Source organism: Pasteurella skyensis (assembly GCF_013377295.1).
GTDB lineage: Bacteria > Pseudomonadota > Gammaproteobacteria > Enterobacterales > Pasteurellaceae > Phocoenobacter > Phocoenobacter skyensis.
In genome coordinates, this window is the sequence record NZ_CP016180.1 from 846,891 (window position 1) to 861,116 (window position 14,226).

The 14,226-nt window shown below is 32.4% G+C and carries 13 protein-coding genes and 1 pseudogene; 5 read left to right on the forward strand and 9 right to left on the reverse strand.

The window, feature by feature from the left end:
- The first annotated feature begins 95 nt into the window (after positions 1 to 95).
- The 5 genes from A6B44_RS03990 to A6B44_RS04010 all read left to right on the forward strand — a co-directional run bounded on the left by A6B44_RS03990 (position 96) and on the right by A6B44_RS04010 (position 4,470).
- Positions 96 to 1,085 (forward strand): tetratricopeptide repeat protein, encoded by a 990-nt coding sequence (locus A6B44_RS03990; protein WP_090923239.1) that lies wholly within the window; start codon positions 96 to 98, stop codon positions 1,083 to 1,085.
- A 94-nt stretch (positions 1,086 to 1,179) separates the two neighbouring features.
- Positions 1,180 to 1,668, forward strand: coding sequence for a YcxB family protein (locus A6B44_RS03995; protein WP_090923241.1), 489 nt, complete (start codon positions 1,180 to 1,182; stop codon positions 1,666 to 1,668).
- A gap of 127 nt (positions 1,669 to 1,795) precedes the next feature.
- Entirely contained in the window at positions 1,796 to 2,989 is a 1,194-nt protein-coding gene (locus tag A6B44_RS04000) for an ATP-binding protein (RefSeq protein WP_090923243.1), read from the forward strand.
- A gap of 46 nt (positions 2,990 to 3,035) precedes the next feature.
- Positions 3,036 to 3,698, forward strand: coding sequence for a hypothetical protein (locus A6B44_RS04005; RefSeq protein ID WP_090923245.1), 663 nt, complete (start codon positions 3,036 to 3,038; stop codon positions 3,696 to 3,698).
- A 1-nt stretch (position 3,699) separates the two neighbouring features.
- On the forward strand, positions 3,700 to 4,470 hold the full coding sequence (locus A6B44_RS04010) for a metal-dependent hydrolase (RefSeq protein ID WP_090923248.1): 771 nt from the start codon (positions 3,700 to 3,702) through the stop codon (positions 4,468 to 4,470).
- A 149-nt stretch (positions 4,471 to 4,619) separates the two neighbouring features.
- On the opposite strand, the pseudogene A6B44_RS04015 reads toward A6B44_RS04010, so the two are convergent.
- The 9 genes and pseudogenes from A6B44_RS04015 to pdxS form a co-directional block, all read right to left on the reverse strand.
- A pseudogene (locus A6B44_RS04015) lies at positions 4,620 to 5,525 on the reverse strand (IS256 family transposase, variant Zn-binding type); the annotation flags it as partial.
- 386 nt (positions 5,526 to 5,911) lie between these two features.
- Positions 5,912 to 6,517 (reverse strand): 3-isopropylmalate dehydratase small subunit, encoded by a 606-nt coding sequence (gene leuD / locus A6B44_RS04020; protein WP_090922582.1) that lies wholly within the window; start codon positions 6,515 to 6,517, stop codon positions 5,912 to 5,914.
- A gap of 32 nt (positions 6,518 to 6,549) precedes the next feature.
- Positions 6,550 to 7,968, reverse strand: a complete 1,419-nt coding sequence (gene leuC / locus A6B44_RS04025) for a 3-isopropylmalate dehydratase large subunit (RefSeq protein WP_090922584.1) — start codon at positions 7,966 to 7,968, stop codon at positions 6,550 to 6,552.
- Between the two features lie 113 nt (positions 7,969 to 8,081).
- Positions 8,082 to 8,789, reverse strand: a complete 708-nt coding sequence (locus A6B44_RS04030; RefSeq protein WP_090922586.1) for a hypothetical protein — start codon at positions 8,787 to 8,789, stop codon at positions 8,082 to 8,084.
- A gap of 46 nt (positions 8,790 to 8,835) precedes the next feature.
- The gene (locus A6B44_RS04035; protein ID WP_090922588.1) at positions 8,836 to 9,222 is read right to left on the reverse strand and encodes a hypothetical protein; all 387 of its coding nucleotides are present in this window, start codon (positions 9,220 to 9,222) and stop codon (positions 8,836 to 8,838) included.
- Positions 9,223 to 9,360: 138 nt separating this feature from the next.
- Positions 9,361 to 10,440 carry a 3-isopropylmalate dehydrogenase gene (gene leuB, locus A6B44_RS04040; RefSeq protein WP_090922590.1) on the reverse strand — a complete coding sequence of 360 codons (1,080 nt, stop codon included), beginning with the start codon at positions 10,438 to 10,440 and terminating at the stop codon, positions 9,361 to 9,363.
- A 14-nt stretch (positions 10,441 to 10,454) separates the two neighbouring features.
- Positions 10,455 to 12,002: a 2-isopropylmalate synthase gene (leuA, locus tag A6B44_RS04045; RefSeq protein ID WP_090922592.1), complete on the reverse strand. Its 1,548-nt coding sequence runs from the start codon at positions 12,000 to 12,002 to the stop codon at positions 10,455 to 10,457.
- Positions 12,003 to 12,667: 665 nt separating this feature from the next.
- Positions 12,668 to 13,246, reverse strand: a complete 579-nt coding sequence (gene pdxT, locus A6B44_RS04050) for a pyridoxal 5'-phosphate synthase glutaminase subunit PdxT (protein ID WP_090922594.1) — start codon at positions 13,244 to 13,246, stop codon at positions 12,668 to 12,670.
- Between the two features lie 16 nt (positions 13,247 to 13,262).
- Entirely contained in the window at positions 13,263 to 14,153 is an 891-nt protein-coding gene (pdxS, locus tag A6B44_RS04055; RefSeq protein ID WP_090922596.1) for a pyridoxal 5'-phosphate synthase lyase subunit PdxS, read from the reverse strand.
- Positions 14,154 to 14,226 lie beyond the last annotated feature (73 nt).

The window sequence follows — 14,226 nt, forward strand, 5'->3', positions numbered from 1 at the left end:
AAGAGACTTAATTGTAAAAATACTAATAGAAATACGAGATTGTAATGTGCTTGTTTATAGATATAAATAAGCATATAACTAAAAGGAATCAAAAAATGACAATTCAAAAACTGCTTACTCAATTAGCAATAAATCCAGAAGACACTGATTTAATGAATCGAATAGCAATTAAATCTCTTGAAAATGCCGCATTCGATGATTGTAATAAGTTTCTTCAATTGGCTTATGATACAAAGAAAACAGTAAAGACATCACATAATTTGGCTTGGTATTTATTTTTTGAATTAGGCGAGGAGGACAAGGCAATTAAAATTCAAAGAGAAATTATTAAACAAAATCCTAAATCGTATTTACCTTATTATTTATTTGCAACAATGTTAATAGATATAGGAAATTATAATGATGCTTTACCATATTTAAAAATAGCAGGAAAAAAGTCAGATCGTAAAGATATCCTCCACAATATTGGTTGTTGTTATTTCTATTTGGGTAATTTTGAAAAATCAGAACAATATTTTGGAAAAATAAATAAAGAATTTGATCATCAGTGTAGAAGTGCGTTTAATCAAGCCATTACGAATTTTAAATTGGGAAACCTTGATATTACTAGAAAAATAGCAGATAGATTATCTACAAAGGTAGAAACTCATTCATTTGACACTATTGGTGGCTATGAGATAGCTCTTTTGTATTTCTTATTGGACGATTTTGAGAAAGCCTCTCAGTTATTAATTAAAGAAGGAATAAGTGGCATAGATCTACCCGATTGGAGTGAGCTATCTTATTCATTGTTTATTAGTAATCATAAACAATGGGTTGAAGAGCATAAGAAAATGATTACAGATCGAAAAAATTGGATTGAAGAAATTAAAACAGATCCAGATGAGTGGGACTTTGATTCCGAGCAAGAAAAGCAGGAAAGACTAAATGAGCTGAATGATGAAATTAACACTATTGATAATATTATTATTCAAGGAGTCGCTAAACCAACGCCTGATTTAGATAAAAAAATATGGATAGAACCTGCAGGTTGTTTGCTTTTTGATTGTGAAATACACAAGAATATAGCAAATGATGAAGAGTAAGCGGTATGATTTTAAAGAAAATTTACAAAATGTTGTGTAAGATAATAAGTGTAATCCCGTTAAATAACATATCATCAAATAAAGGTTCACAAAAATGAACATTCAAATAACTCAACATATCAATAAGGAATACTATTTAGAATATTACGCTGAATGGTTGAAATACAAAAGTAAATTTAAAAAATATGAACAGCTAATTGGCATAACGGCAATTACAGTTGGTGGTTTTATTTATATTTTTAATAAGGAATATTATTATCTCAGTATTGGGTTGTTGATCTTTGGAATTATTAGAATTTATGACTATTATTCTTCAAAACAAAAATGGCTAAAAGAAAGGTTAGAAAGTAAAGCTCTCAATAATACAATTCAAATTATATTTAGTGATGAAGGTATTGAAACTTTTAGTGAATTTGGGAATGCTAAAATGAATTGGGATTTTATCTCAGATTTTATTATGACTGAAAAAGGGTTGATTTTAATACCTGAAAATGGAATCAGTATTTATCTACAAAAAAGTTGTTTTGAAAATAAAGAAGATCTGGATTTGATTGTTCAGAGAATAAATAACGACAACCTGTAATTTCTTTCTAAAAAAATAGATGCTTGAAAATAAATAATTTTTATATATACTTTAAAAAAATACAGAAAAATTTAAAGTTCACTTTAAATTTTTGGGGTGAAAGGTGTTATTTTAAAAAGGATGTTTTATGATAAGGTATATACAAAATAAACAAGTAAGAAATATCAATGCGATTAATACCAATTTTGTTAGACAACAATACTTGGAAAAACTAACCTCAAAAAATAGACTTGTAGGATTGGTTGGACAACGAGGCGTTGGGAAAACGACTCTCTTACTTCAATACTTAAAGCTACACTTTAAACCCTATGAATATTTATATTTTAGTGCTGATGATATTTATATCATTAACAGTAGTATTTATGATATAGCAGATGAGTTTGTGCGATTGGGTGGCAAGATCATCGTTATTGATGAAATTCATAAGTATCAAAATTGGGCGAATGAAATTAAAAGTATTTACGATTCATTTCCTGATTTGATTATAAGATTTAGTGGCAGCTCTATGCTCAATATCTTAAATGAAAAATTTGATTTAAGCCGAAGATGTGTCATCAGTTATGTAAAACCCTTAAGCTTTAGAGAATATTTAAGCTTAGCTTGTAACATAGAGTTAGATATTTTAAATATTGATGATATTCTAACAAACCATAATGAAATAAGTTCAAACCTTGCTCTAGCATATCCTAAACTTTATAAGAATTTTTTACGATACTTACAAATAGGGCATTATCCATTCTTTATAGAAGATGAAGATGAGTATAAAAATAAACTTTTTAATGCGTGTGAAAAAATCATAAATGAAGATATTCCATCTTTAAATAAAATTGATTATGTCCACCTTAGTATATTCAAAAAGTTTATTGCAAAACTTATTTATTCAAAAGTACCTTTTAAGGTAAATATTTCTGCTCTGTGTAAGGAGTTTGGGATATCAAATCCAACAATGATCACTTATATGGATATTCTGCAAAGTACTAAACTTATTAATCCTGTAAAAAAATACTCAAAAAATATATCCAAAAAACCTGATAAGCTCTTGTTTTCTAATACAAATTTACTTTATGCCTTTGCAGATGAGTTTGGTGTCGAAGTTAATATAGGAACATTAAGAGAAACTTTTTTTGCGAGTTGTTTTGAAAAAATATATTACAGTGATATTGGTGACTTTAAAGTTGATGATAATATATACGAAATTGGTGGAAAAAATAAATCCTTTAAGCAAATAAAGGATATACAAAATGCTTATTTGGTTATTGATACGGATTATAGTATGGAAAAAAATAAAATTCCTCTATGGTTATTTGGGTTATTGTATTAAAAATGACAATATCTTAAATAATATTTAATATACAGGAGTAAGTACAATGCACATAAAAATATTCACCCTAATATCTAAAATTCTCACCATTTTGGTTATCCCTCTGGTTTTATGGATTGTAATTACGCCTTTTGTAGCCTGTAAAAACAGTGCATTAAAGCAATTTTTAGGGATAAAAGATGTTATGTGTCATAAAGGTGAATATGTGGGAAGTTCAGCCCCTTTTGACGAGTATGGATTTTATCTTTTAATCCTATTAATTTTGATTTTAATCATACGCTTTTTTCTTCATTCTAAAACCAATAAAACTGAAAGTAGAGCAGTAAAAATTAGCCTTGTGACCTTTATTATAGGGGCTATCTATATAATTGGTTTTATTCCAAATAACTTATCTTGTATTGATTTAGAAAAAAGCGACACAATTTTTACGGCCATTTGTTTATATTTACCGATACAATTTATCGTTGTGTTATTACTGCAATGGATTTTTAAACCTAAATTTAGCTATTATGTTCTGACTCTCTTTTTAGGGGTATATTGGATTTTTATACACAAATATGAATTTACTTATCGAGTTGCTTGTTGGTCAACTTTCTCAGAAGAAGCAATTTGGGAAGTTGTGTTTTTTAGTGCGAGTGTGCCACTACTTATATGTTTAATTGCATTTAGTTTTCTTTATAAAAGATTAAATAAAGAAAGGAATAAATAGAATGGATATTTTAACTCATACTTTGTCAGGTATTGCCGTTGGTACTGTGGTGTCAAGCTTTTCCCCTAAAGGATTTAAGCACAAAACAGGGATTGTATTACTTTCAGGATTGGCGGGAGCGTTGCCTGATTTTGATGTAATCAGTTTATGGTCACAATTTGACTCTACAATAGGTGCGTTTTTTAATCTTCCGGTTAGCGGTAAGGTGATTTATTCTGCAAAATATTGGTATTCACACCACGCTTTTATGCATAGTGCGATGGCGGCTTTATTGTTTGCTATGATAGTGGGGTTACTAAATACACTTTTTAGTTCGTTGAATAAAAGTAAATTCTTAATGGTCAGTTTTTTCTGTGCGTTTTTAATGCACTTATTTGAAGATATGCCAACCCCCGCTTCTACTTGGGGTGGGGTAAACTTCTTTTTCCCGTCAAATAATTATATTGGTGGCACAGGTGATATTTGGTGGTGGAATAATTATGATATTTTCCTGATTGTGTTGAGTATTGTGCTCCTTAATCTGCTTTTTACTTTTATCCGAAACTTTATTCGTTTTGATCTTAGAAAAGTCACTACCAGTATTTTTATCATTGGTTTTGCTTGTGTGATTTTTCAGGTTAAAACTCGTGATGTTAGTTTTGCTTATTCAGGTTATTCCAAAAACTATGCTCAGTTTGAACAAAAATCGAAACAAATTCAAAAAGAGCTATTAGGGGAGCGACTATTTAACCTAATGGAAAGGTTTGATAATCAGTTGAAGATCTATTTTTAGTTAGCTATTTCAAATTTATAAAAAAGTACGGTTGCTGAGCCTGTCGAAGCATAAGTGCTTTTTCGGCATAGTAGACAAAATAGTTGGTAATTTTGAGGAGCTATGCCCATAGTAGACAAATGAGTTGGTTTTTATTATTTTATAAATAATTACCAACTCCTTTTATTTAGAAAATCTTTTATAAACATAATCTTATGGTATTTGGTTAAACCATTATGATTAGATAGTTTTCGTTTAAGTTCTCCAAATAAACTTTCAAGCCTATTTGTTGTTTTTTCTATATTTAATTCAGGATATTTTTCAAAAGTAAATAAATAATCCATATTATATTTTAAGCTCCTGTAAGCACTTCTTATATTACGATGTTTAAAAGGATATTTACCCTTTTCATTTATTTTATCGGAGCGTTCATTTAAATATTCTTTATGTTTTAAATACCAATAATGTAAATTAATATAGAACTCGTTTTTAGAGCTATTTTTTAATGTTTTAACTAATATTTTTAGCTCTTTTCCCGCTTCAGATTTAGGGTTCCTTGTTAATTTCCTTATTACATTTGCTATTTGATGAAATTGGCAAAGTTGTGCAGGCGTATTTAAAAAATCTCTTAATAATCCTCGTCTTCCATCACAAGTAATAGATTGAATAATATAGCCTTTTTCTCTTAATTTATTCATTGCTAATAGATAATAAAGATTTTTTTCTGTTGTCACAATTTGATGATAAATTACCTTCTTTGATAAAGTGTCCATAAAAACGAGAACACCAAAATTTCGACCAAAGAAAGTGGTATCCATCATTAAGTTCAATTTATTATTTTGTGGGATATTTAATGGCGTTTTAGGGGCTTTTAAAACATATCTTTGAATAGTTCTAACAGAGCAATTATATTTAATTGCTAGTTGCTTATAGGTTTGTTTACCTTCTGTGTAATCTAGCCAAATTTGGCTTGAATTTAAGGATTTTTTGAAGGTAAAAGTTTTATTACAAATAGAGCATTTATAACGTTGAACATTATTTTGGGTACCATATTTGTGAATATTCGTTTTATGACAAAAAGGACAAGTTTTTTATTCATTTTCAAAAAAGTGGGCTAAAGCACAGTAATATAAAGCTTTAACCCATTTTTTACCAACTATTTTGTCTACTATGCCTTTTTTTCAATATTTCTATGGTTCTCAAAAGAAACTTACAATTATAGCGGTAGAGGTTTTTCTAAGCCATCTACACGATGGTTCACTAGAGATTTTATTCATAAAATCCTTATTTTGCAATATCTGAAGTGAAAAAATAGCAAAAATACCTTTTTTTTAGCAGGTTTTGTAACTTGTTGATAATAAAGTGATTTTAAAATAGCTAAAAATAAAGGGTATTTTGATAAATCAGAAATACAAGCGGTATGATGTTATCAAAAATTTGCAAATATTACTTTAAGTTGCTATTACCTTAAAAAACTAGGAATATTTTTTTCATATTCTTCAATTTTATCGTTATGCTGTAACGTTAATCCAATGCTATCCAACCCATTAAGTAAACAGTGACGGTGGAAAGAGTCAATTTCAAAATGGTAGAGTAGTGTTCCCGCTGTAACGGTTTGATTTTCTAGATCAACGGTAATTTGAGCATTTTCATTTTTAGCCACATAATTAAATAAATTATCGACTTCTTGATGGGTTAATTTAACAGGGAGTAGTTGATTATTTAGACTGTTGCCATAAAAAATATCGGCAAAGCTTGGGGCGATAATTGCTCTGATACCGTAATCATCTAATGCCCAAGGGGCGTGTTCTCTTGATGATCCACAGCCAAAATTTTCCCTTGCAAGTAAGATGGAAGCTCCTTGATAACGAGGGAAGTTGAGTACAAAATCAGGGTTAGGGATTAATCCCTCTTCATCTAAAAAACGCCATTCGTGGAATAAGTTTTTACCAAATCCTGAACGAGTAACCCTTTGTAAAAATTGTTTTGGAATAATAGCATCAGTATCCACATTTGAAATATCAAGTGGTACCGCTAAACCTGTATACTGTGTAAATTTTCTCGTCATTTTTCTTTTCCTATTAGTTTGTAGCCTGCTTATTATAATAATTCGATTTGGCGAATATCGACAAATTTACCATAAACTGCCGCCGCAGCTGCCATTGCAGGGCTAACAAGATGCGTGCGACCACCTCGTCCTTGTCGTCCTTCAAAGTTTCGATTACTGGTTGAGGCACAGCGTTCTCCTGCTTCTAAGCGGTCATTATTCATTGCTAAACACATTGAACAACCCGGTTCACGCCATTCAAATCCTGCCTCTAAAAAGATTTTATCCAATCCTTCTTGTTGAGCTTGGGCTTTGACTAATCCTGACCCCGGAACGACCAATGCTGTGACGTTATTTGCTACTTTACGTCCTTTTGCAACGGAGGCTGCCGCACGTAAATCTTCAATTCGAGCATTGGTGCAAGAGCCGATAAAGACTTTATCAATATTGATTTCCGTCATTTTTTTACTATGGTCTAAATCCATATAAGATAAGGCTTTTTTTACAGATTGTTGTTCTACGCTATCACTAACATCAGCAGGATTTGGAATAGTTTCTTCAATTCCAATTACTTGCCCTGGATTGGTTCCCCAGGTTACTTGTGGCTGAATATCACAGGCTTGTAGTGTCACTACTTTATCAAATACAGCTTCTTTATCACTGCGTAACGTTTTCCAATATTCAACCGCTTCGTCCCACTCTTTGCCTCTTGGAGCAGAAGGGCGACCTTTTAAGTAATTAAAGGTTGTTTCATCAGGTGCAATTAAGCCTGATTTTGCCCCTAATTCAATTGCCATATTACATACGGTCATTCGCCCTTCCATTGAAAGGCTTTCAATAGCTTCACCGCAAAATTCGACTACATAGCCAGTGCCCCCGGCCATTGTTAATTTGCCGATAATGGCAAGTACAATATCTTTCGCAGTAATACCTTTATTTACCTGACCGATCACCTCAATTTTCATTGTTTTGGCACGAGCTTGTTTAATAGTTTGTGTGGCTAAAACGTGTTCAACTTCTGAAGTCCCAATTCCAAAGGCTAATGCACCAAATGCACCGTGTGTTGCGGTATGAGAATCGCCACAGACAATGGTCATTCCAGGAAGAGTAAGTCCTTGTTCTGGTCCCATGACGTGTACAATCCCTTGATTAAGGTGATTAATATCATAGAGTTTCACTCCAAATTCTTGGCTATTTTTTTCAAGCTCAATCATTTGCAGATAACCCATTTCGCCACTGCCCATTAAATCTCGGCTATCCGTAGGCACATTATGATCCATCGTCGCTACCGTTTTAGAGGGCTGACGAACTTCACGCCCCATTGAGCGTAAGCCATCAAACGCCTGTGGGCTGGTGACTTCGTGAACCAAATGGCGATTAATATAAATTAACGGTGTTTCACCCTCTACTTCACGCACCACGTGAGCATCAAAAAGTTTTTCATAAAGTGTTTTATATTGTGTGTTTGTCATATTTTTCCTTTATTGTTTTTTAATTGTATTTTGTAAATTTTTATAAAAATCTAACCGCTATTTTATCAATATGATGGTAATTATTGTACACATGGACAAGGCATGCCTTGTCCCTACGTCTTCAAGTTATCAGCAATATTTTCCCATTCTTCAATTTGCGCTTTCCATTTTTCTTTACTCTCTGATTGTTCACTAAAATATTTAAACTCATTGATAATTTCTATGAAATCATCTAAATCTGTAAGCAAATAGGGCAATTCGTGGGTCAAGTAATCAATATCTTTTAACATTCTTTTTAAAATTAAATCTAATACTTCTTGATCAGCTTTAAGCTCAAATGATTTTTTTAAGAAATAATCTGTTTCAAAATATCTACATTTTATTTCTTCATACTGATTTGTTTCTTTTGAAAACTGAACAGCATCTCGTAATTTGTCATCAATTTCTTCTAAAAAATAGTAAGTTATTCTTTGGTCTGAATAAAAAAACTGTTCCATTTGTGCAATCCACTTTATATATAACGGATCATTTTCTTTATATTTTTTTATAAAGATAGGAACAAGCACCTTTTGAAAAAGTGGGTGCTGAATTCTAACTTCAGCACTTGCAATCTCAATGCTATTAGTAGATACAAAAGTATTATTTTTTAACACAATAGAACAAATTTGATGAACAAAATTTTCAATCACTTTTTCATCATTTTGTAAAAGAGTAGTGATAAAACCATTTAATAACTCACTTGCTTTTTTTCTGTTGCCTGTGATCCTAGTATTATTATAGTCTGACCACTTTTGATTTAAGTTTTTATCATCTAATTTCATTTATATGCCTATTTGCAAATTTTTATAAAAATCTAATCGCTTGTTTTTACTTACCCGTATATTGTTTCAAAACGTTTAAATATTTTGTTTCATCATTATGGTAGGTTAAAAGTGCTTTATATTTAATAAATTTTTGTCTGCTTATATATTTTAAAACATAAGGAATATAATTTTCCTTATCTAATAAATGCTCGGTAAAGGCTAGGCAAACAGCTGTACTAAAATCATCACCATTAGGATTATTTTCACAGGTTTCATAATAATGCACCTCTTGAAAAATTCTTTTTATTAAATCTTCATTCTTTGTACTGACAGCAATATCAAATAAACAATGTAACTCAATCCATAACATCATAGGGTTATCAATTTCCCCATTATCATATTCAAATACTTCAGGTATATTTTTCTTTGTATGTACTATCCATTCTTTCATATTTTTTCCTTTAATTTTAATGGGTTATATATGCAATGGTGTATATTGTTTGTGTGGACAAGGCATGCCTTGTCCACACAGTTTGTGAATATCCGACAGCTTTATGTTTATTGCAAATTTTTATAAAAATCATACCGCTTATTTAATATTTTTTGCAATCAAATTCCCCATTTCACTTGTTGAGATAGCGGTAGTATTATCCGCTAAATCTGCAGTGCGGTGACCTTGTTTTAAAATATATTGCACCGCATTTTCAATCGCAGTTGCAGCATTATTAAGATTAAAACTATAACGTAACATCAATGCTGCGGATAAAATTTGTGCGATAGGGTTGGCGATATTTTTTCCTGCAATATCAGGGGCAGAGCCGCCTGCAGGCTCATATAATCCAAAGCCTTTTTCATTTAAACTTGCAGAAGGGAGCATTCCCATTGAGCCTGTAATCATTGCACATTCGTCAGAAATAATATCCCCAAAGATATTAGAGCAGAGAAGTACATCAAAAAAGTCAGGTTGTTTGATTAGTTGCATTGTGGCATTATCAATATAGATATGATCTAAAGTGACTTCAGGATATTCTTTTGATAATTCAGTTACAACGTCACGCCATAATATAGAACTTGTCAAAACATTTGCTTTATCAACAGACGTTAAATGTTTTTTCCTTTTCATTGCCGTTTCAAATCCGATACGAGCAATACGTTCAATTTCGTGACGATAATAGACTTCCGTATCAAAGGCTTTTTCTTGTTGCCCTGTGCCTTCTCGTCCTTTTGGTTGTCCGAAATAAATTCCGCCCGTTAATTCTCGTACCGTAACAATATCAAAACCACGTTGTGCAATATCGGCACGTAAAGGGCAAAACTTTTCTAGTCCTTTATATAAAGTAGCAGGGCGTAAGTTACAAAACAGTTCAAAATGTTTACGTAAGGGGAGTAATGCGCCCCTTTCAGGTTGTTTTTCAGGGGGTAAGTTTTCCCATTTTGGACCACCGACGGAGCCAAATAAAATTGCATCACTTTCTTTACAACCTGCTAAGGTTTCATCAGGTAATGGGGTATTGTGCTTATCAATGGCTATTCCACCCACATCAAAATATTGATAATTTAGTTTGAAATTAAATTTATTTTGAACGGTATCTAATACTTTAATCGCTTCTTGCATCACTTCAGGGCCAATGCCATCACCGCTTAGTACTGCTACATTATATGTTTTCATTTTTAAATCCTTATCTAGTTATTTTTTGATGTAATATTTGCTACTTTTTGACTACGGTAAATAGCATTAATCGCGTGAATTAATGATCTTGCGGACGCTTCAACAATATCAGTGGCTAAACCGACACCGTGAAATTTACGGTTATTATATTCTGCAATAATATCAACTTGCCCTAAGGCTTCTGCGCCTTCACCTTTAGCCGTTAGATTATAGCTCTTAATGGTTAAATTTAACCCTGTAATTTTTAAAATAGTGTTGAATACGGCATTCACAGGACCATCACCACCATTAGATACATCACTGTATTTTTTACCGTCTAATTCTACTTGAACAAAGGCAGAAGCAGGAAGTTGGCTCATTGTTTGAGAAGTGATGACATCTAAATGTAAGCGATTTTCTTCCCCTTGTTGCATATCAATAAAGGCAAGTGCTTCTAGGTCATAATCAAAAACTTGTCCTTTTTTATCTGCTAATTTTAAGAATGCGGTATAAAGTTTATCTAAATCATATTCGTTTTCGGTATAGCCCATTAAATCCATATGATTTTTAACTGCTGATCGACCTGAGCGAGCTGTTAAGTTTAATTTTTCTTTTTTCAATCCAATGGTTTGTGGCGACATAATTTCATAGGTATTTTTATTTTTAACCATACCATCTTGATGAATACCTGATGAGTGTGCAAAGGCATTTTTACCTACAATCGCTTTATTTGGTTGAATAGGCATATTACAAAGTTGACTTACTAATTGACTCACACGATGAATTTCTTGTGTTTTTATCCGAGTATCTGCTTTAAATAATTCTTGTCTTGTTTTAATGGCCATAACGACTTCTTCTAAAGCGGTATTACCAGCACGTTCCCCAATACCATTAATGGTACATTCAATTTGTCTTGCCCCATTTTGCACTGCCGTTAAAGAGTTGGCTGTCCCCATTCCTAAATCATTATGGCAGTGCACTGAAATAATGGCTTTATCGACATTTGGCACACGATTCATCACATTTTGAATGATTTCACCATATTCCATAGGTAAACAATAACCGACAGTATCAGGAATATTAATGGTGGTTGCCCCTGCATTAATTGCCGTTTCAACAATACGACAAATATTATCGATCCCTGTTCTACCTGCATCTTCACAAGAAAATTCCACATCATCGGTATATTTTCTTGCTCTTTTCACTGCATTTACCGCCATTTCAAGTACATCATCAAAAGAGCGACGTAATTTTGTTTCAACGTGTAGGGCAGAAGTGGCAATAAAAGTATGGATACGAAATGCTTCTGCAACACTTAATGCTTCAGCTGCAACATCAATATCTTTATTTATTGCTCTTGATAAACTACAAACACGGCTATTTTTTATATGTTTAGCGATAGTTTGTACCGATTCAAAATCCCCTTGTGATGAAACAGGAAATCCCACTTCCATTACATCAACACCTAAACGTTCTAAAGCAAATGCAATTTGTAATTTTTCTTTTACGGTTAAACTTGCTTTTAACGCCTGTTCTCCATCTCGCAATGTGGTGTCAAAAATAATGATGTTGTCTGTTTGCATATTGTTATCCTTATATTATTTTATTTATAAAAGTAAGCCATAAAAAAGCTATAAAAAAACCCGCATTCTAGTGCGGGTTTATTGAACTTTTGATTTGATAATTATTTTAGTGTTTTTTATCTACAGCCCAACCGCACATATAAAATGTGATAATAAGTAATAGACTGAGTAAAAACATAAAATGAAACATAAAATAAAAAATCCTTTGAATTAAAAACAACCTTAATATTGCGTATTTGTAACCAGCTGTCAACTATTTTTTTACAAAATGATTGCATTTTAGCAGGGAATAGTGCAAATAATGTTTTTTAAGTGAGTCTATAGCGGTCAGAACCTGTCTAAAATTTACAAAAAATGAAGCATATTTTACCGTTTAGTTTATTGTAGAATGGGTGTATATATCTACTATTTGATTTTTGTACTTTCTTAACGTTTTAATTTCTAAGCCATCTACACGATGGTTAACTAGAGATTTTATTTATAAAACCCTTATTTTGCAATATCTGGGATGAAAAAATAATAAAAATACCCTTTTTTTTAGTATTTTTATAACTTATTGATAATAAAGTTATTTTAAAATAGATAAAAAAAGGGTAAAATTTTAAAGGAATTATAATGATAGACATATAAGCCTTACCTTAAAAATAAAGTAAGGCTTTTTAATATTAAATCATAGTTAAAAATAGCTTTAAAATATGAGTGTCAGTAGTTAATTCAGGGTGAAAAGAGCAGGCAAGTAAGTTACCTTGTTTGGCTAAAACAGGTTGTCCATTTACTTTTGCAAGCACTTCTACTTCTGAACTATCAACACTGGCAATATAAGGGGCTCGAATAAACACTGCAGGGACAGGCTCACTCATTCCTTTAATATCAAGCTCTGTTTGAAAGCTATCAACTTGACGACCAAATGCGTTACGTTGTACCGTTATGTCCATCAAATTAAGGTGTGAAGGTTCTCCTCCCACAATGTTTTTAGCCAATAAAATCATTCCTGCACAAGTCCCAAATATTGGTCGCGTTTTAGCAAAATTTTGCAAAGCCTCGATAAATCCATAGTGACGCATTAATTTACCTATTGCAGTACTTTCACCACCTGGCAAAATAATGGCATCGAGATCATCAAGTTGTTCAGTACGTTTTATTGCAACACCAACTGCACCAAGCGATTCAACTTGAGCAATGTGTTCAGCTACTGCACCTTGTAATGCCAATACACCAATCTTTAATTGCGTATTATTTGTCATTGTATCCTCTTAGGTATTACCAACCACGCTCTTGCATTCTGTCTTCAAGGCTTAATTTTGAAATTTCAATTCCTTTCATTGCTTCACCTAAATCTTCTGATAAGCGAGCAATTAAATCAAAGTCTTGGTAATGAGTTGTTGCTTGAACAATTGCTTTCGCAAATTTTTCAGGGTTTTCAGATTTGAAAATACCTGAACCCACAAACACACCGTCTGCACCTAATTCCATCATTAAAGCAGCATCAGCAGGGGTTGCAACACCACCAGCCGCAAAGTTTACTACAGGTAATTTACCTAATTCTTTGATTTGTAATAATAATTCAAAAGGTGCACCTAATAGTTTTGCTTCTGTCATTAATTCATCAGTCGTCATTGCAACAACTTTACGCACTTGTGCATTTACTTTACGCATATGACGAACCGCTTCAACGATATTACCAGTACCAGGTTCACCTTTAGTACGTAACATTGCGGCACCTTCACCAATACGGCGTAACGCTTCACCTAAATCACGGCAACCACAGACGAATGGAACGGTAAATTCACTTTTTAATAAGTGGAACTCTTCGTCTGCTGGAGTTAAAACTTCACTTTCATCGATGTAATCTACGCCCATAGACTCTAATACACGAGCTTCTGTAATATGACCAATACGAGCTTTTGCCATTACAGGGATAGAAACAGCTGACATCACCTCTTTTACGATTTTTGGATTAGCCATACGTGCTACACCACCAGCTTTACGAATATCGGATGGCACACGCTCTAACGCCATAACCGCTACAGCACCTGCTTGTTCTGCGATGCGAGCTTGTTCAGCATTAACAACGTCCATAATTACGCCGCCTTTTTGCATTTGCGCCATACCACGTTTTACTAAGTCTGTACCTACGATACTTTGTGTCATTTTTTTTCTCCTTTGTGAGTTTAGAATAAAAATTGTCTGATTGAAAAATCAACTGTATTTTTAAACCAAATTG

Bases quoted from the DNA above. Each gene is read 5' to 3' on its own strand.
- A6B44_RS04035 (WP_090922588.1), bottom strand. From the start codon at position 9,222: ATGAAAGAATGGATAGTACATACAAAGAAAAATATACCTGAAGTATTT.
- leuC (WP_090922584.1), bottom strand. From the start codon at position 7,968: ATGACAAACACACAATATAAAACACTTTATGAAAAACTTTTTGATGCT.
- A6B44_RS03990 (WP_090923239.1), top strand. From the start codon at position 96: ATGACAATTCAAAAACTGCTTACTCAATTAGCAATAAATCCAGAAGAC.
- A6B44_RS04030 (WP_090922586.1), bottom strand. From the start codon at position 8,789: ATGAAATTAGATGATAAAAACTTAAATCAAAAGTGGTCAGACTATAAT.
- A6B44_RS03995 (WP_090923241.1), top strand. From the start codon at position 1,180: ATGAACATTCAAATAACTCAACATATCAATAAGGAATACTATTTAGAA.
- A6B44_RS04005 (WP_090923245.1), top strand. From the start codon at position 3,036: ATGCACATAAAAATATTCACCCTAATATCTAAAATTCTCACCATTTTG.
- leuB (WP_090922590.1), bottom strand. From the start codon at position 10,440: ATGAAAACATATAATGTAGCAGTACTAAGCGGTGATGGCATTGGCCCT.
- A6B44_RS04000 (WP_090923243.1), top strand. From the start codon at position 1,796: ATGATAAGGTATATACAAAATAAACAAGTAAGAAATATCAATGCGATT.
- A6B44_RS04010 (WP_090923248.1), top strand. From the start codon at position 3,700: ATGGATATTTTAACTCATACTTTGTCAGGTATTGCCGTTGGTACTGTG.
- leuA (WP_090922592.1), bottom strand. From the start codon at position 12,002: ATGCAAACAGACAACATCATTATTTTTGACACCACATTGCGAGATGGA.
- pdxT (WP_090922594.1), bottom strand. From the start codon at position 13,246: ATGACAAATAATACGCAATTAAAGATTGGTGTATTGGCATTACAAGGT.
- leuD (WP_090922582.1), bottom strand. From the start codon at position 6,517: ATGACGAGAAAATTTACACAGTATACAGGTTTAGCGGTACCACTTGAT.
- pdxS (WP_090922596.1), bottom strand. From the start codon at position 14,153: ATGACACAAAGTATCGTAGGTACAGACTTAGTAAAACGTGGTATGGCG.